This is a genomic window from Sphingobium wenxiniae (genome assembly GCF_007830065.1).
Lineage (GTDB): Bacteria > Pseudomonadota > Alphaproteobacteria > Sphingomonadales > Sphingomonadaceae > Sphingobium > Sphingobium wenxiniae.
This window is the reverse complement of sequence record NZ_VLKK01000004.1, coordinates 229,078-246,669: the sequence shown is the minus strand read 5'-3', so window position 1 is coordinate 246,669 and position 17,592 is coordinate 229,078. Positions and strand designations below refer to the sequence as shown.

Genomic DNA, 17,592 nt, shown 5'->3' with positions numbered 1-17,592 from the left:
GCGTCGCGGCCATGGCGGCGCTTGCCAGCGCGCCCAGCGTGAGCAACCAGAAAATCTTCTTCATGCGACCGCCCCTACCTTTTTATCCAACAGTTCGCGCACATCGGTCAGGCGGCCCGTCACCGCCGCCGCCGCCGCCATGACCGGCGAGACGAGATGCGTGCGCGACCCCGGACCCTGCCGCCCCATGAAGTTGCGGTTGCTGGTCGACGCGCAGCGTTCCCCCGCCGGCACCTTGTCCGGGTTCATGCCGAGGCAGGCCGAACAGCCCGGCTCGCGCCATTCGAAGCCCGCTTCCTTGAAGACGCGGTCCAGCCCTTCGGCCTCCGCCTGCAACTTCACGAGGCCGGAGCCGGGGACGACCATCGCCTGCTTGATGCCGCTGGCGATATGGCGCCCCTTGAGCAGGGCGGCGGCGGCGCGCAAATCCTCGATCCGGCTGTTGGTGCAACTGCCGATGAAGATATGTTCGACCGGTACGTCCTGCATCCGCTGACCGGGAGTCAGGCCCATATAGTCGAGCGATTTCTGCGCGGCGGCGCGCTTGGAGGCGTCGGCGAAGCTTTCCGGGTCCGGCACCACGCCGGTCACGGCCACCACATCCTCGGGGCTGGTGCCCCAGGTGACGTTGGGCACGATGTCGGCAGCATCGATCACCACGACCTTGTCGAAAACCGCGCCTTCGTCGGTCTTGAGCGTCTTCCACCAGGCGATAGCGGCGTCCCAGGCCGCGCCCGTGGGAGCCATCGGGCGGCCCTTCAGATAGGCGAAGGTCTTTTCGTCCGGCGCGAACAGGCCTGATCGCGCGCCCGCCTCGATCGACATATTGGCGACGGTCAGGCGGCCCTCGATCGACATGTCGCGGAAGACGGACCCGCGATATTCCATGACATAGCCCGTGCCGCCCGCCGTGCCGATCCGGGCGCAGATGGCAAGCGCCACATCCTTGGGCGTGACGCCAAAGCCCAGTTCGCCGTCGATGCGGACTTCCATCGTCTTCGACTGCTTGAGCAGCAGCGTCTGGGTGGCGAGCACATGCTCCACCTCGCTGGTGCCGATGCCGAAGGCCAACGCGCCCAGCGCGCCGTGCGAGCTGGTGTGGCTGTCCCCGCAGACCAGCGTGGCGCCCGGCAGCGTAAAGCCCTGTTCGGGGCCGACGACATGGACGATGCCCTGCTGCGGATCGGTGTCGCCGAACAGGCGCACGCCAAATTCAGGCGCGTTCCGCTCCAGCGCGGCGAGCTGCTGCGCGCTTTCGGGATCGGCGATGGGGATGCGATGACCCGTCGCGTCGCGGCGCGGCGTGGTAGGCAGGTTGTGATCCGGCACCGCCAGCGTCAGGTCCGGACGGCGCACCTTGCGCCCGGCGAGGCGTAGTCCTTCGAAAGCCTGGGGACTCGTCACCTCATGCACAAGGTGGCGGTCGATATAGATCAGACAGGTTCCGTCGGGACGGCGTTCGATGACGTGGGCGTCCCAGATTTTTTCGTAGAGCGTGCTCGGCTTGACCATGATCCTTTCCCCCTAGACCCGTCAGGCACGGGACGAAAGAGGAAAAGGACCGGAATCTGCTGTTTCATCGCTTCATCGGGTAAGAAAGTTACACCGCAACCTTTTCCTTTCCCGCAAAAAGACGGCCCGGCGCAGGAGCGCACCGGGCCGCCAGTCTTTCCACCCTTATCGCAAGGAGCAGCGATACCCTTGCGACTATGGATTCACGCGCGCGGAAGTCAGGCCGCGAACTGGTTCATGGTGTTGTGGACGCCGCCCGCTTTGAGCGCGGCTTCCCCGGCAAAATATTCCTTGTGATCGTCGCCGATGTCCGAACCCGACATGTTCTGATGCTTGACGCAGGCGATGCCCTGGCGGATTTCCTTGCGCTGGACCCCGGCGACATAGCCCAGCATCCCGGCCTCGCCGAAATAATCCTTGGCCAGATTGTCGGTGCTGAGCGCCGCCGTGTGATAGGTCGGCAGCGTGATGAGGTGGTGGAAGATGCCCGCGCGCGCGGCCGCGTCCTTCTGGAAGGTGCGGATCTTCTCATCGGCCTCGGCAGCGAGGTCGGTCGCGTCATAGTCCGCGCTCATCAGTTTTGCACGGTCATAGGCGGACACATCCTTGCCCTCCGCGTTCCAGCGGTCGAATATCTGCTGGCGGAAGTTCAGCGTCCAGTTGAAGCTGGGCGAATTATTGTAGACCAGCTTGGCGTTGGGGATGACTTCGCGGATGCGGTCGACCATGCCGGCGATCTGTTCGACATGCGGCTTTTCCGTCTCGATCCACAGCAGATCCGCCCCATTTTGCAGCGAGGTGATACAGTCGAGGACGCAGCGGTCTTCGCCCGTGCCGGAGCGGAACTGAAACAGGTTCGACGGCAGACGCTTGGGGCGCAGCAGCTTGCCTTCGCGGCTGATGATAACGTCGCCATTGCCGATCCCGGTCAGGTCGACCTCTTCGCAGTCGAGGAAGCTGTTATACTGGTCGCCGATATCGCCCGGCTCGCGGCTGTAGGCGATCTGCTTGGTGAGGCCCGCGCCCAGCGAATCCGTGCGGGCGACGATGATGCCGTCGTCCACGCCCAACTCCAGGAAGGCATAGCGGCAGGCACGGATCTTCGCCAGGAAGTCCTCATGCGGGACCGTGACCTTGCCGTCCTGATGGCCGCACTGCTTTTCGTCGGACACCTGGTTTTCGATCTGGAGCGCGCAGGCCCCCGCCTGGATCATCTTCTTGGCGAGCAGGTAGGTCGCCTCCGCATTGCCGAAGCCCGCGTCGATATCCGCGATGATGGGAACGACATGGGTTTCGTATGTATCGATGGCGTGGGTCAGGCGCTGGATTTCGACCGCATTGCCGGTTTCACGCGCTTTGTCGAGATCGCGGAACAGCAGGCTGAGTTCGCGGGCGTCGGCCTGGCGCAGGAAGGTGTAGAGTTCCTCGATCAGGGCGGGAACGCTGGTCTTCTCATGCATCGACTGGTCGGGGAGCGGGCCGAAGTCGGAACGCAGCGCGGCGACCATCCAGCCGGAGAGATAGAGATATTTGCCCTTGGTCGATCCGAAATGCTTCTTGATGGAAATCAGCTTCTGCTGCCCGATGAAGCCGTGCCAGCAGCCGAGCGACTGGGTGTAGGCGGACGGATCGGCGTCATAGGCGGCCATGTCGCGGCGCATGATCGCGGCGGTGTAGCGCGCGATGTCGAGGCCGGTGTGAAAGCGATTCTGGAGGCGCATCCGGGCGACGGACTCAGGCGCGATGCCATCCCAATTCCCCTGTCCGCCGATCAGCGCGTCAGCCTTTGCGATTTCCTGGTTATAGGTCATGTGCGTCGTTTCCATGATGTTGAGCTGGCGTCGCTTTTATGAGGGGCTGCGCATCGGCGGCACCCCCTGCGAAGTTCAGTTGTCGATCTTTACAAAAATCTGGTGTAAAGTTGTAAGGCCTGCACAGGAGCGCTTTACAATGGCCAAGGATCGTCCGGTTTACATGGGGCCGCGCTTGCGGAGGCTGCGGCGGGAATTGGGGCTGACGCAAGCGGACATGGCGGCGGATCTGGAGATTTCCGCATCCTATGTCGCGCTGCTGGAACGCAATCAGAGGCCGCTGACCGCCGATATGCTGCTGCGGCTGGCGCGGACCTATCGGCTGGACATGAGCGAACTGGCGGGCGACGGCGGCGCGGAGCAGACCGCGCGATTGCAGGCGGTGCTGAAAGACCCGATGTTCGCGGACATAGACCTGCCCGCGCTGGCGACGCAGGATGTGGCGGTCAACTATCCGGGCATGACCGAGGCGCTGCTGCGGCTCTATACCGCCTATCGTGAGGAGCAGCTTGCGCTGGCCGACAGGGGGGCGGAGTCGGAACGCGCTGACGCCGGGGACGCGCCCGATCCGGTGGCGGAATCGCGGCGCTTCGTGGCGGCGCGGCGGAACAGCTTTCCGCTGCTGGACGATGCGGGCGAAACGCTGGCGGCGGAGATCGAGGGCGCGGGCGGCTTGCAGGGCTGGCTCAAGGCGAAGCATGGCCTCAGGGTGCGGCGGTTGCCTTCGGAGGTGATGGCGGGGTCGATGCGGCGGCTGGACCGGCATCGAGATGCGGTGCTGATCGATGACGCGTTGGACGGGGCGAGCAGCCATTTCCAGCTTGCGCTCCAGATCGCCTATCTGGAGATGCGCAAGGCGTTCGACACGCTGCTCAAGGAAGGGCAATTCGCCGGCGAAAGCGGGCGGCGGCTCGCGCGGCGGGCGCTGGCAAGCTATGGCGCGGCGGCGATCCTGATGCCCTACACGGTCTTTGCCAAGGCGGTGGAAGCGCGGCGCTACGATGTGGAGGCGCTGGCGCGGCAGTTCGGCACCAGTTTCGAGCAGACGGCGCACCGGCTAACGACCTTGCAGAAGCCGGGGCAGGAGTGCGTGCCCTTCTTCTTCATCCGGGTCGACCCGGCGGGCAATGTCAGCAAGCGGCTGGACGGGGCGGGCTTTCCCTTTGCGCGGCATGGCGGGTCATGTCCGCTCTGGTCCGTGCATCGGGTGTTCGAAACGCCGCGCGAGGTGGTGACGCAATGGCTGGAACTGCCCGATGGCGAGCGCTTCTTTTCCATCGCGCGATCGGTGCGGGCGGGCGGCGGCGGATGGGGGACGCCGCGCGTCGACCGGGCGATTGCACTCTGCTGCGCGGCGGAGCACGCCCATCGGCTCATCTATACGCAAGGCGAAGCACCCGGAGAATCCCGGCGCGAGCCTACCCCCATCGGCGTCACCTGCCGCCTGTGCCACCGCAGTCAGTGCATGGCCCGATCCGCTCCGCCCATCGGGCGCGAGGTGCTGCCCGACGATTTCCGGCGGACCCATGCGCCGTTTGGCTTTGCGGACGGGTAATGGCTGGGATGACGGAAGAAAATCTGCACAACCTCCGCAAACCACCCAAACCAGACTGAAGGCGGGGGACTATCCTTTCACCCGCCGATCAGGTCGAGATAGGCGACAACGTCATTGTCGGTGGCCAGGAACAGGCTGTCCTGCACATCGGCAGGCTGCCCTTCGGCGATAAGAAGGGCTTCGTTCAGCGGGCCGTAAAAAAGGGTCGTGGCCGCCCCACCCTCCTGCGCGTCGCTCAGGTGATAGAGGCGGACGGTGGCGGATTCATAAGTTGTGCGCATGGGGACGATTATCCGACCCATGCGCCCCGCTGGCAAGCCATCAGCGGCGGTCGGAAACCTTGATGCCGCTCGCCAGCTTGTTCGCGCCGATCTTCACCGCATCGTCGGTGAAGTTGGCGACGAAGCTGCTGCTGCGCTGGAGGCCCGGCACGAAGGACGCGCTGTTGTCCGCGATGGTGAGGCCCGCACTGTCATGCTCCCGTCCTTCGGGCGCGACGGTGATGAAGGCGCTGTGATTGTCCTTGTCCTTGCCCTGCACCATTTCATTGCCGCTGATCGTGCCGCTCGCCCCGTTTGACAGGTCGATCATATAATTGGTGAGATGCCCGGCGCTATCGTCGAAGCTGTTGTCGGTGATCGTGACGCGCGGCGTGCGGGTTTTCAGATAATGGCCGCCGTCGCCCTGATCGAAGCGCGAGCGGGTGACGGTGAGGCTGCCATAGCGGCCGATATAGACGCCGTGCGCGCAATCCAGATCGCGGTCGCAGCGGCCCAGATGGCGGAAGGTCGACTTGTCGATGGTGACGCTGTTCTGCGGAGCGTCGCCGGCGAGGATGCCTTGTTCGCTGTTGCGGAACAGGCTGTTCGTAACGGTGAGATTGCCGCTTTCCAGACGGATGCCCGCGCCGTTGCCGTCGGGCACGCGCAGGTTCTGAAAGACGATGCCGTCCACCTTGCTCGCGCGGCCGCGCAGGACGAGCGCGCCCTTGCCCTCGCAGATCGCGCCGTCGAATATGGCCGTGCCGGGGGCCGCCGCGGTGAAGGTGACGTCTCCGCCCTGCTGCACCGCGCACTGGCGATAGGTGCCGGGCGCGATGACCACTGTGCCCTTGCGGTCGCCGATGGCGTTGACGGCATCGGCGAGCGACTGAAAAGCCTGGCCCGTTTCCGCGACGGTGAAGGGCGCGGGTGCCACCTGCGCCAGAGCGGTGGCGGCTACGGCGGCGGAAACGAGGACGGTCGTGGAAAGGATACGCATGAGCGGCATGTAGACCCTGCCCGGCGCGCGGCCAATGCAGGGACGTGGTTAACGGATTCCTGCCCCGTTATGGCACAGGATATATGATAGTCGTTAAGGCGATCCGGTCAGTCCAGATTAGGCCGCAGCCACCTTTCCGCCGTTTCCACGTCGACGCCGCGTCGCTGGGCGTAATCCTCCAACTGGTCGCGGCCGATGCGCGCCACGCCGAAATATTCCGCCTGCGGATGGCCGAAATAGAAGCCGCTGACCGCCGCCGTGGGGAGCATGGCGAAGCTTTCCGTCAGCGTGATGCCCGTCGCGTGATGGGCATCCAGCATGTCGAACAGCAAGGGTTTCAGGCTGTGTTCCGGGCAGGCGGGATAGCCCGGCGCGGGACGGATGCCGCGATATTGCTCCTTGATGAGCGCTTCGTTGGTGAGTTGCTCACCCTCCGCATAGCCCCAGAGCGCGGTGCGGACATAATGGTGGAGCCGCTCGGCGAAGGCTTCGGCCAGGCGGTCGGCCAGCGCCTTCAGCAATATGTCCGAATAATCGTCGATCGCGTTCTTGAAGCGGGCCAGATGCGGCTCGATGCCGTGGAGCGACACCGCGAAACCGCCGATCCAGTCGCCGTCCGGGCTGATGAAGTCGGCGAGGCACATATTCGCCCGCCCTTCCCGCTTGGCGATCTGCTGGCGCAGCATGGGGAGGCGGACATGCCGTTCATCCTCGACATGGACGATGATGTCGTCGCCTTCGCGGGCGCAGGGCCACAGCCCCGCGACGCCGCGCGCGGTCAGCCATTTTTCGTCGATGATGCGGTCGAGCATCTTCTGCGCGTCGGCAAACAGGCTGGCGGCGCTTTCGCCGACGATGTCATCGGTGAGGATCGCGGGATAATTGCCCGCCAGTTCCCAGGCGCGGAAGAAAGGGGTCCAGTCGATATAGTCGCGCAGATCCTTCAAGTCCCAGTCGGGGAAGCGATGAACGCCGGGCAGGCGCGGACGGGGCGGCTTCAGATTCTCGTCGATCTCGAAGGCATTGGCGCGGGCGTCCTCCAGCGACAGGAGGGCGCTCTGCCCCTTATTCGCGCGGGCGACGCGGACATGCTCATAATCGTCCTTGGTCTTCTGGACGAAATCGGTCTTCTGCGTTTGCGAGACGAGCGCGGTCGCCACGCCCACCGCCCGGCTGGCGTCCAGCACATGAACGACAGGGCCAGTGAAGGCCGGGTCGATGCGGAGCGCCGTGTGCACCCGCGACGTGGTGGCTCCGCCGATCAGCAGCGGCATCGACATGTCGGCGCGCTGCATTTCCTGCGCCACCGTCACCATTTCGTCCAGCGAGGGCGTGATGAGGCCGGACAGGCCGATCATGTCGGCGTCATTCTCGTTCGCGGCCTTCAATATGTCCTGCCACGGCACCATGACGCCCAGGTCGATCACTTCGAAGCCATTGCACTGGAGCACGACGCCGACGATGTTCTTGCCGATGTCGTGCACGTCGCCCTTGACGGTCGCCATGACGACCTTGCCCTTGCCCTTGGCGCCGGGTTCCTTCGCGGCTTCGATATAGGGGAGGAGATGGGCCACCGCCTTCTTCATGACGCGGGCGGATTTGACGACTTGCGGCAGGAACATCTTGCCCGCGCCGAACAGGTCGCCGACCACGTTCATGCCGTCCATCAGGGGGCCTTCGATCACTTCGATAGGCTTGTCTGCGGAAAGGCGGGCTTCCTCCGTATCCTCGACCACATACATGTCGATGCCCTTGACCAGCGCATGTTCGAGGCGCTTGGCGACCGGCCAGCCGCGCCATTCCTCGGCCGCCTTGTCGACTTCCCCGCCGGTGCCCCGGAATTTTTCGGCGAGTTCGACCAGCCGCTCGGTGGGCGTGACGCTGGGATCGCGCTGGGGGCGGTTGAGGATGACGTCCTCGCAGGCTTCGCGCAGTTCGGGGTCGATGGCGTCATAGACGTCGAGCTGGCCCGCATTGACGATGCCCATGTCCATGCCCGCCGGAATGGCGTGATACAGGAAAATGGAGTGCATCGCCCGCCGCACCGGCTCATTGCCGCGGAAGGAGAAGCTGAGATTCGACAGGCCGCCCGAAATGTGGACATGCGGGCAGCGGGCCTTGATCTCCTTGCAGGCTTCGATGAAGTCGACGCCGTAATTATTATGCTCCTCGATGCCCGTCGCGACGGCGAAGATATTGGGGTCGAAGATGATGTCTTCCGGCGGAAAACCGATGCCGACCAGCAGGTCATAGGCGCGGGCGCAGATTTCGACCTTGCGCTCCTTGGTGTCGGCCTGGCCCGTTTCGTCGAAGGCCATGACGACCACCGCCGCGCCGTAAGCCATAACCTTTCGGGCATGAACAAGGAAGGCTTCCTCCCCTTCCTTCATGCTGATCGAGTTGACGATGGGCTTGCCGGACACGCATTTGAGGCCCGCTTCGATGACTTCCCATTTGGAGCTGTCGATCATCACCGGCACGCGGCTGATATCCGGTTCCGACGTCATGAGTTTCAGGAAGGTCGTCATCGCCTCGACAGCGTCGAGCAGCCCTTCGTCCATGTTGACGTCCACCACCTGCGCGCCGTTCTCCACCTGATCGCGCGCGATGTCGATGGCGGTGGCATAGTCGCCCGCCATGATGAGCTTCTTGAACTTGGCCGATCCGGTGACGTTGGTGCGCTCACCGATGTTGACGAAGTTGGTGGCGGAAGGTTGGGTGGTCATTCTGTCAATCCGTTCGCTTCGAGCGAAGTCGAGAGGCGGTTGCGTTCGTGTCTCGACTTTGCGCGACACGAACGGAGGTGGGTATCAGGCCGCGATGTGCATCGGTTCAAGACCCGCGAGGCGCGTCACGACCGGCAGTTCCGGCACGACGCGCGGCTTGTGGCCCGCAAGCGCCTTCGCCACCGCGCCGATATGCGCGGGCGTGGTGCCGCAGCAGCCGCCGACCATGTTGACCAGTCCTTCGTCCACCCATTGGCGGATGAGGCTGGCCGTGGTTTCAGGCAGTTCGTCATATTGGCCCAGTTCGTTGGGCAATCCCGCATTGGGATAGGCCAGGATCAGCGTGTCGGCATTCTTCGCCAGTTCGCTGAGATAAGGCCGCAGCAGATCCGCGCCGAACGCGCAGTTCACGCCGATGGTGATCGGCTTCAGATGGCGCAGCGAATACCAGAAGGCATTGATCGTGTGCCCCGACAGGTTGCGGCCCGACATATCGGTGATGGTAAAGCTGAGCATCAGCGGCACCGAACGGCCCGCCGCCGCTTCGGCTTCGCGGGCAGCCATGCCCGCCGCCTTGGCATTGAGCGTGTCGAAGCAGGTTTCGACCAACAGGAAATCGACGCCGCCTTCGATCAGGGCATCGCATTGTTCGCGATAGTCCGCTTTCAGCGTATCATAATCCACCTCGCGGTAAGCGGGGTCGTTCACGTCCGGCGAGATCGACAGCGTCTTGTTCGTGGGGCCGATGGACCCCGCCACGAAGCGCGGGCGGCCATCCTTCGCGGTCGCCGCATCACACGCCTTGCGCGCGAGTTTCGCGGCGGCGATGTTGATGTCGCGCACCAGATGTTCACAGCCATAGTCGGCCATGGCGATCTTCGTGGAGGAGAAGGTGTTGGTTTCCACCATGTCCGCGCCCGCCTCCAGATAGGCGGCGTGGATGCCCTCCACGATGTCGGGGCGGGTCAGGCAGAGCAGATCGTTATTGCCCTTCTGGTCCTTGGGCAGCTCCAGATCGCCGCGATAGTCCGCTTCGGTCAGGCCATGCTTCTGGATCGACGTGCCATAGCCGCCGTCGAATATCATGATCTTTTCCGCCGCGATGGCGCGGAATTGTTCCTCGGCGGTCATGCACTTTTCTCCGGTCGCAGGCCCAACAGATGACAGATGGCGTAACTGAGTTCCGCACGGTTGAGTGTGTAGAAATGGAAGTCGCGCACCCCGCCCGCATAAAGCTTGCGGCAAAGCTCCGCCGCCAGCGTCGCGGAAACAAGCTGCCGTGCGGCGGGAAGCGTGTCCAGCCCCTCGAACAGGCGGCCCATCCAAAGCGGCACATCGGTGTTGCACATGGCCGACATGCGCTGGACCGCGGCGAAATTGCTGACGGGCATGATGCCGGGGATGATGTCCGCCGAAATGCCCGCCGCCGCCGCCGTATCGCGAAAGCGGAAGAAGGTGTCCGGTTCGAAAAAGAATTGCGTGATGGCGCGGGTCGCGCCCGCGTCCAGCTTGCGCTTGAGATTGTCGAGGTCGCCTTGGGCGCTCGCCGCATCGGGATGCGTTTCGGGATAGGCGGCCACGGAAATCTCGAAGGGATGGCGTTTCACCAGCCCATCGACCAGTTCGGCCGCGCCCTGATAGCCCTGCGGATGCGCCTCGAACTTCGCGCCTGCCACCGGCGGATCACCGCGCAGGGCGACGATGTGGCGCACGCCCGCGTCCCAATAGGCATCGGCGACCTCGGCGATCTCATCCTTGCTGGCCGCAACGCAGGTGAGGTGCGCGGCGGCGGCGAGCGGCGTTTCCTTCGCGATGCGCGCCACCGTGTTGTGCGTGCGCTCCCGCGTCGAACCGCCTGCGCCATAGGTGACGGAAACGAATTTCGGCCCCAGCGGCGTCAGCGTCTCGATCGCGGACCAGAGCTGCTCCTCCATCTTCTCCGTCTTGGGCGGGAAGAATTCGAAGCTGACGTTAAGGTCGCCCGCCAGATCGGCATAGAGCGGCGCATCCAGTGCGCGCCGCGCCTCTTCGACGGAGGGGAAGCTGAGGGTCATGCGGAAATGCGTCCTTCGATCGGCAGGACGCGCGCGCCACGGCGGCGGCCCAGCCAGAGTTGCACGGTAAGTTCCTGTCCGGGCAGGCTTTCCACCCGTTCCAGGTCAAGGCCCGCCTGCGCGAACCAGTTTTCGATCTGCTCGTCGGAAAAGCCCAGACGCGCATGTTGATCGCGCAGACGCAGTTCCTCGCGCTCATGAGCGGCGAAATCGGCGATCAGCACCCGGCCCTGCGCGGCGGTGACGCGGGCAGCTTCGGCGATGACGGCTTCGGGCGCCTGCGCGTAATGCAGCACCTGATGCAAGACCACCGTGTCGACACTGCCCCGCTCCATCGGCAATTCGCCGAAATCGCCCAGCACCAGCGCATATTTGTCGCCCGCATCCTCCGGCAGCTTCGCGCGGGCGAGGCGGAGCATGTCGGGGCTGCGGTCGAGCGCGGTCACCTGCGCGGCTTCGGGGCCGAAAAGCTCGATCATGCGGCCCGTCCCCGTGCCGATATCGAGGAGATGGCCGATCGGCTCCTGCGCGAGGAGCGCGGTCATGGCTGCTTCCACATCGGCTTCGGCAACGTGGAGCGAGCGGATCGCGTCCCATTCCTCCGCATGTTCGGCGAAATAGCTTTCCGCCGCCCGCGAACGGTCCGCCCGCACGGCGGCCAGGCGGGCGAGGTCCGCCTGCTGCCACAGATGTTCGGCCTGCGACGGTTCGATCCGGTCGAACAAAGCGAGATAGGGCGCGAGGGCGGCATCCTTGCCAAGGCGAAGGAAAACCCAGTTTCCTTCCTTGCGCCGCTCGACAAGACCGGCTTCGGCGAGGATGCGGACGTGACGGGACACGCGCGGCTGGCTTTGCCCCACGACCTGCGCGATTTCGCCCACGGCCAGTTCCATCGCACGCAGCAAATGGATGATCCGCAGGCGCGTGGGATCGCCAAGGGCACGGAAAATGTCGAGTGCGGCGCTCATGACACCCATATATAAAGAAAACTTTATATACGTCAATCGCGCTCTTTCGCTGGGTATTTTACATGAAATCGCTGAAAGTCCGCCCTTAATCCACATGAAGAGGATTGCCTTGCGAACTTCAACGCATTACGAATCGCCCGGCAGACGCAATGGGGGGTGAGCTTTTCTCCGAGATGGTCTGCACCGTTTTTTATTCTCAGAGAGGGGTTTAGCCCATGACCAAGTCGATTGCTCTTTCGCTCGTTCTCGCCGCGTCGCTCGGCCTCGCCGCCTGCTCGGGCGGTGCGGACAACGCCGCCAATGCCGCCGCGAACGCCGCGGATAACGCATCGAACGCCGCCGACAACGCCATGAACGCTGCGCTGAACGCCGCTGACGATGCGTCGAACGCGGCTGCCAACGCTTCGAATGCCGCCGCGAACACCGCTTCGAACGCGATGTAATCCCGTCTCGGGCAAGTTTTTGTGAAAGGGCCGCGCCGGAAACGGAGCGGCCCTTTTCTTATGCGCGAAGGAGGATGGAGATGATCCGCTATCTTGCCAGCATGGCGGCACTGGTCTGCCTGACGGCCTGCGGGTCGGGGCCTGCGGATGGGGTGGGCGGCGTCAGCGCGAGCGAAGCCAGCGCGCTCAACGATGCAGCGGCAATGCTGGATGCGCGGGCGGGACAGATACGGGACAAAGAAGCGGGCCTCAATCCCGCGGCGATGACCGCCTTGCGCGCCGACCGGGATCGGGCCGAGCCTGCCGACGAAAACGGTTCTGGCGCGAAAATCCCGTAAATCCAATCACTTGCAATGACCGCTTGCGGCCATTTTCGGTCATCCGACCTCCGTCGTCCCAGCGAAAGCCGGGATGACGGATGAATGGCGGGAATCCACCCCATGACAGCCAGCCATGCGCGGAGTGTCCACCGCATGAACACCAACCGGACAGGGCCGCCCCTTGCGGAGCGGCCCTGTCTCAATCGAGTCCGATAAGGACGGTCAGCTTAGCAATCACGGTCGATCGCGCGGCCCGCAAGCGCTCCCACGCCCGCGCCCACAATAGCGCCCGTGGTGCCGTCGCCACTGCCATAGCGGCCGCTGCCCTTGCCTACTTCATTGCCGAGCAGACCGCCGGCGATCGCGCCGATGATCGTGCCGCCGGTGCCGCTGTCGCGGCAGCGGTAGCCGCCTCGATAGCCGCGATAATAGTTGTTGCGGTAGTAGCGGTCGCCGCGATTGCCGCGATAATAATCACCGCGATAGCCACGGTAGCCGCGATCGCCCCTATAGGAGTGGCCGCGGTCATAATGGCGGCCCCAGCCGTCGCGAGCCATGGCAGGGGTCGCGGTCACCGCGAGAGAAGCGACGCCCATGGCCAGCGCAGCTCCCATATTCACAAGAAACTTCATCTTCATGGCGTTGCTCCTCCAAAAGCCATCGTGCGGGCAGTGCCGAAAGACGGATTCGCCCTGATTGATCCCTCTTATGCCCGATTCGCATTGAGCCGAGCCTGAATGAGCGTGACAGGCGCTGTTCAGCTATGTCGATCCATCACGCGAATGCTGCGCGCCGCCCGATATTATCCTATGCAACCCGCGATGCGTCGAATCCTGATCGTCCTGGCCCTTGCCATTCTGCTGCTGCCGGCGGGCCACAAGAACAAGCCGCAATTGCTGCATCCCGGCATGTTGCCCGTGGCCGCGCGCGCCGTGGCGCTGAACGCGGGCGATCCGGCGATGCGGCGCGTGGGCCGGCTCGACTATATCGCGGGATGGGAATTGACGAGCCGGAACCCCAATTTCGGCGGCATATCGTCGCTGCTGGTGGAACCGGCGGGACAGATATTGGGGTTGAGCGACGCGGGCATATTGATGGGCTTTCACGTCGGTCCCGGCGAAGCGCGGCGCCGCCCCTTCATCGCGCCCCTGCCCGTCCGCCCGCAGGACAAGGAAAAGCCGTGGTGGGCGTGGGATTCAGAGTCCATGACGCATGACCCCGCAACGGACCGCTATTGGGTAGGCTTTGAATTGCAGCAGATGATCTGCCGCTATTCCTCCGGCTTTGCCCGGGTAGAGGCTTGCCGGACATGGCCGGAGATCGAGGCATGGCCGAAAACCGGCTCCATCGAATCCCTCGCACGGCTGCCCGATGGGCGCTTCATCGCCATAGCGGAGATGGGGATGACGGCGGACGGCCATCATGACACCCTGCTCTTTTCCGGCGACCCGGCGGACCCGGACACGCCCTCTCCGATCCATCTGCGCTATACGCCCCCGCAGGGCTATCGCCCCACCGATGCCGTGGCGCTGGATGAACGGCGGCTGCTGGTGTTGAACCGGCGGCTGACCTTGCAGGAATTGTTCACCGGCGTCATCGCGATCGTGGAACTGCCCGAGCGGCTGGAACCCGGCACGCGATTACGCGCGCAGCCGCTGGCGCGGCTCGCGCCGCCGTTGCTGGCCGACAATTTCGAAGGGCTGGCCGTGACGCGCGAGGGCGGCGAAACCATGATCTGGGTCGTATCGGACGACAATCATGAATTCTTCCAGCGAACCTTGCTGCTGAAATTCGCCCTGCGTCAATAGGGAAGGTGCGGCGAAGGGGCGATGATTCACGCAAAAAAGCGGCCTGTCGCCAGACCGCTCCTTTACCGAAACGAATCAGAAGAAATCAGGCTGCGGCGGCAGCCTTCTTCTTGACAATGTCGCGCTTCAGGCGCTGGGCCTTGAGCGACAGCTTGTCGTCGCCGGTTTTCAGCAGCCAATTGTCCAAGCCGCCATTATGTTCGACCGAACGCAGGCCATGCGTCGACACGCGCAGCTTTACGCCCTTTTCGAGCGCTTCGGAGATCAGGGTGACGTTCTGCAGGTTGGGCAGGAACACACGCTTCGTCTTGTTGTTGGCGTGGGAAACATTGTGCCCCACCTGGCGGCCCTTGCCGGTCAGCTCGCAAATGCGCGACATAATATAATCAACCTTGCTGTTCGGTTTCGTTCGGAAAGCGGCGCCAGTAGCGGGATTCCCCTTTCCCGTCAAGCCGCCCGCGCCGCGCGATCATGCCGCAAGCGCAACCTTTCCGACCGGCGGGGCGTTCTTTGCCGCATATCCCATAGGAGGGTGAAATGCGAGTGATTGGTGGGCTATTGCTGATCGTGCTGCTGATTCTGGCGGCGGGAATTGCGACGGGGTTTATCGACCTGCAAAAAACGCGGGAAGGCAGCCTGCCGGAAATCTCCGTCAAGGGCGGCCAGCTTCCCAAATATGATGCGAATGTCGCCAAGGTGGAAATGGGAAGCCGCAACGAAACGGTCGAGGTGCCGACCGTGGACGTGAAGAAACCCTGACCGTTTCGCCAGCGAGGGCATCCGTGATAAGGGCGGCCCATGGCGTCGCCCTTTCCCCTGCCCGATCCGATGCGCCGCGCGCTTGATCTCGCTTATGCGGCGCAGCAGGCAGGCGAAGTGCCGATCGGCGCGGTGGTGACGCTGGGCGGACGCATCATCGGCGAGGGCGAGAACCGCAACCGGCGCGACAAGGATCCGACCGCCCATGCCGAGATGGTGGCGATCCGGGAAGCCTCGCGGCGGATCGGAGATTTCCGCCTGACCGGATGCGACCTTTGGGTGACGCTGGAACCTTGCCCGATGTGCGCGGGCGCGATTTCCCATGCGCGGATCGCGCGGCTCTATTATGCCGTGTCGGACCCCAAGGGCGGCGCGCTGGAGCAGGGACCGCGCCTCTTCGCCCAGCCGCAATGCCTGCACCGACCTGAGGTCTATGGCGGCCTGGCAGAGGCGGAGGCGTCAGCGCTTTTGCGCGGCTTCTTCGCTGCCCGGCGCTGAATAGTCGATCCGATAGAGCGTATAGGGTAATTCGGTTCCGCTCCTGATCGACATGGGGTGCAGCCAGCCCGGCACCTTGCCGCGCATCAGGTCGGCGTAGAAACCCTGTGGGCTTCGCGTCTGATAGATGGTGCCTTCGGGAAAATTGGGGCAGATCAGCAGATAGGTCGCATGATGCTTCGCCGCGATGGGGCGGAAGGCATCGGCAGGCCCGTCAAAGGCATGATGGATGTCCAGGATCACCGCGCCGTTGCGATGATAGGGGCCGGCGACTGCGCTGTGGTGCGTCGTGGCGATGATGCGCGGGCCAAGATCGACCATGGTGAAGATGGTGGCCGGCGGCAGGTCGTTCATCACCTCCAGCGCGGGCAGGGTGCGACACCGGCCATTGGCTTTCCTGATCGCGTCAGTGCGGGCCTTGGCCTGCGGACGCCATGGCTTCGGCTTTTCGCCCGTCATCGCGGCCACCCCGTTCCTGATCTGCGGATAGAGCGGATAGGCGAAGGCAAAGGCGGCAAGCAGCAGCATCGCGGCCCATGCAGCCACCCTTATCATGGGGCGGCCCGTGGCCATGAGCACGAGCAGGCGATGCGCGGCCCAGGCTGCGGGCGGGATCGCCATCAATTGCGCCGCCGGACCCGCGCGCAAGGCCCAGAACAGCAGGGCGGTGGAAAAGAGCATCATCAGCCCGACCGTCACCCATGCCCACAGGCGATCCGCGTCGCGGCGCGAATCCCACAAGGCCCAGAGCAGACCCAAGAGCCCCGCGACCGGGAGCGCCATCAGCGGCACGGCGACATCGCGCGTCTGCGCCGTCAGGGGCTTCGCCTCGCGGATGTTGGCGAGCCAGAGACGCTGGAGTTCGGGAGATATCTGATAGGCGCCGCTCAGGCATTGCGGCCAGTTGAACCAGGCGAAGGCCGCGACCGCCGCGCCGACGGCCAATCCCGCCACGAGCCGCGCCTGCCAGCTTCGCAGCGGCATAAGGGCGAGCAGCACCATGCCCGCCGAAGCCGCCGCGAAGATGGAGACCCAGATGGGCGAGATCGCATCGCACACCATCTGCCGGTTTGCGTAGCTGGCGAACAGCACGAACAGCAGGGACGTCGCGCCGGTCAGGCTGAGCGCATAGGGCAGCATCCGGCGGCCCGCGCCTTCCTTGAACACCCAGCGCAAGGCGATCAGCGCGCCGCCAGCCGCCAGATAGACGATCATCTCCATCCCGATGGTCAGCGACAGCGCGGTGCTGATTCCCGCGACGATGCCCCCGCGCAGCCAGTTGCGGTCGACCAGCCCCGCCAGCATGGTGACGGCAAGCGCCAGTTGCCAGCCATGATGGTCGATCCGCATCGGCGCGAACATGCCAAGGCCCATCTGCGCGGCGAGCGGCGCGAGCGCGGCGATGATCCACGCATTACCCCCGGCCAGACGGCGGGCGATGAAGCCGAGGCTGAGCATCAGGAGCAGCAGGGGCAGCAACGGCGCGACGGCGCAGGCGAGACGATCCGCCATGCCCTGATCCAGGAACGCGCGGAAGAACAGTATCAGCCCCGCAATCGGCAAATCCACCAGCCGCGACCAGTGGATGTCGAATCCCCTGGGCGGATCGAGCCGATATTGACGCAGGTCGTACCAACCCTGCCCCGCCAGCCAGTCCTTCACCTGCACATAGCGGATATTGTCATCCGTATCGCTGAGCACCAACCAGTGGATCGCGGGCCAGCGATTGACGAGGAAGCCCGCCGCTATGGCGATCCACAGGAGGAGCGTGAGCCATTTCCAGTGCCTTGCCGCATAATCGGAAAATCCCGCCGCGATGGTGACTGCGCGGACGCGCAGGACTGGCCAGCTTTGCAAGTTCATGGGTGGTGGATTAGA

Annotated in this window: 17 protein-coding genes; 6 read left to right on the top strand and 11 right to left on the bottom strand. The window is 64.3% G+C overall.

The annotated features are described in order from the left end of the window. Positions 1 to 60: 60 nt before the first annotated feature. Positions 61 to 1,512 (bottom strand): 3-isopropylmalate dehydratase large subunit, encoded by a 1,452-nt coding sequence (leuC, locus tag IQ35_RS07500; RefSeq protein WP_021247249.1) that lies wholly within the window; start codon positions 1,510 to 1,512, stop codon positions 61 to 63. A gap of 218 nt (positions 1,513 to 1,730) precedes the next feature. Then, positions 1,731 to 3,323: an isocitrate lyase gene (locus IQ35_RS07495; RefSeq protein WP_031292411.1), complete on the bottom strand. Its 1,593-nt coding sequence runs from the start codon at positions 3,321 to 3,323 to the stop codon at positions 1,731 to 1,733. A 139-nt stretch (positions 3,324 to 3,462) separates the two neighbouring features. Between IQ35_RS07495 and IQ35_RS07490 the strand changes: the two genes are divergently transcribed. Beyond that, on the top strand, positions 3,463 to 4,878 hold the full coding sequence (locus IQ35_RS07490) for a helix-turn-helix domain-containing protein (protein ID WP_021247251.1): 1,416 nt from the start codon (positions 3,463 to 3,465) through the stop codon (positions 4,876 to 4,878). Between the two features lie 77 nt (positions 4,879 to 4,955). Here IQ35_RS07490 and IQ35_RS07485 read toward each other — a convergent pair whose 3' ends face one another. From IQ35_RS07485 to IQ35_RS07460, 6 genes are all read right to left on the bottom strand, one after another. After that, positions 4,956 to 5,159, bottom strand: coding sequence for a hypothetical protein (locus IQ35_RS07485; protein WP_021247252.1), 204 nt, complete (start codon positions 5,157 to 5,159; stop codon positions 4,956 to 4,958). Between the two features lie 40 nt (positions 5,160 to 5,199). Continuing rightward, positions 5,200 to 6,138: a right-handed parallel beta-helix repeat-containing protein gene (locus IQ35_RS07480; RefSeq protein ID WP_145072425.1), complete on the bottom strand. Its 939-nt coding sequence runs from the start codon at positions 6,136 to 6,138 to the stop codon at positions 5,200 to 5,202. A gap of 107 nt (positions 6,139 to 6,245) precedes the next feature. Continuing rightward, positions 6,246 to 8,864: a methionine synthase gene (gene metH, locus IQ35_RS07475; protein ID WP_145072423.1), complete on the bottom strand. Its 2,619-nt coding sequence runs from the start codon at positions 8,862 to 8,864 to the stop codon at positions 6,246 to 6,248. Positions 8,865 to 8,948: 84 nt separating this feature from the next. Then, positions 8,949 to 9,995, bottom strand: a complete 1,047-nt coding sequence (locus tag IQ35_RS07470; protein ID WP_021247255.1) for a homocysteine S-methyltransferase family protein — start codon at positions 9,993 to 9,995, stop codon at positions 8,949 to 8,951. Further along, positions 9,992 to 10,918, bottom strand: coding sequence for a methylenetetrahydrofolate reductase (gene metF / locus IQ35_RS07465; protein WP_021247256.1), 927 nt, complete (start codon positions 10,916 to 10,918; stop codon positions 9,992 to 9,994). The genes IQ35_RS07470 and metF overlap by 4 nt, the downstream gene beginning before the upstream one ends. Further along, the gene (locus tag IQ35_RS07460) at positions 10,915 to 11,886 is read right to left on the bottom strand and encodes an ArsR/SmtB family transcription factor (protein WP_031292418.1); all 972 of its coding nucleotides are present in this window, start codon (positions 11,884 to 11,886) and stop codon (positions 10,915 to 10,917) included. Before IQ35_RS07460 ends, metF begins: the two co-directional genes overlap by 4 nt. 215 nt (positions 11,887 to 12,101) lie before the next feature. Between IQ35_RS07460 and IQ35_RS07455 the strand changes: the two genes are divergently transcribed. Continuing rightward, on the top strand, positions 12,102 to 12,329 hold the full coding sequence (locus IQ35_RS07455; protein ID WP_021247258.1) for a hypothetical protein: 228 nt from the start codon (positions 12,102 to 12,104) through the stop codon (positions 12,327 to 12,329). An 80-nt stretch (positions 12,330 to 12,409) separates the two neighbouring features. Next, entirely contained in the window at positions 12,410 to 12,667 is a 258-nt protein-coding gene (locus IQ35_RS07450; protein WP_031292420.1) for a hypothetical protein, read from the top strand. 209 nt (positions 12,668 to 12,876) lie between these two features. On the opposite strand, the gene IQ35_RS07445 is transcribed toward IQ35_RS07450, so the two are convergent. Continuing rightward, positions 12,877 to 13,287 carry a glycine zipper 2TM domain-containing protein gene (locus IQ35_RS07445; RefSeq protein ID WP_021247260.1) on the bottom strand — a complete coding sequence of 137 codons (411 nt, stop codon included), beginning with the start codon at positions 13,285 to 13,287 and terminating at the stop codon, positions 12,877 to 12,879. A 183-nt stretch (positions 13,288 to 13,470) separates the two neighbouring features. On the opposite strand from IQ35_RS07445, the gene IQ35_RS07440 reads away from it, so the two are divergent. Beyond that, positions 13,471 to 14,457, top strand: coding sequence for an esterase-like activity of phytase family protein (locus tag IQ35_RS07440; protein ID WP_031292422.1), 987 nt, complete (start codon positions 13,471 to 13,473; stop codon positions 14,455 to 14,457). A gap of 85 nt (positions 14,458 to 14,542) precedes the next feature. Here IQ35_RS07440 and rpmB read toward each other — a convergent pair whose 3' ends face one another. After that, the gene (gene rpmB, locus IQ35_RS07435; protein WP_021247262.1) at positions 14,543 to 14,836 is read right to left on the bottom strand and encodes a 50S ribosomal protein L28; all 294 of its coding nucleotides are present in this window, start codon (positions 14,834 to 14,836) and stop codon (positions 14,543 to 14,545) included. 158 nt (positions 14,837 to 14,994) lie between these two features. Between rpmB and IQ35_RS07430 the strand changes: the two genes are divergently transcribed. Continuing rightward, positions 14,995 to 15,216: a hypothetical protein gene (locus tag IQ35_RS07430; protein WP_031292424.1), complete on the top strand. Its 222-nt coding sequence runs from the start codon at positions 14,995 to 14,997 to the stop codon at positions 15,214 to 15,216. A gap of 39 nt (positions 15,217 to 15,255) precedes the next feature. After that, positions 15,256 to 15,714, top strand: a complete 459-nt coding sequence (locus tag IQ35_RS07425) for a nucleoside deaminase (RefSeq protein ID WP_021247264.1) — start codon at positions 15,256 to 15,258, stop codon at positions 15,712 to 15,714. Here IQ35_RS07425 and IQ35_RS07420 read toward each other — a convergent pair. After that, positions 15,676 to 17,577, bottom strand: coding sequence for a hypothetical protein (locus tag IQ35_RS07420; RefSeq protein ID WP_145072421.1), 1,902 nt, complete (start codon positions 17,575 to 17,577; stop codon positions 15,676 to 15,678). The two genes, IQ35_RS07425 and IQ35_RS07420, sit on opposite strands and share 39 nt — an antisense overlap. Between the last annotated feature and the right edge of the window lie 15 nt (positions 17,578 to 17,592).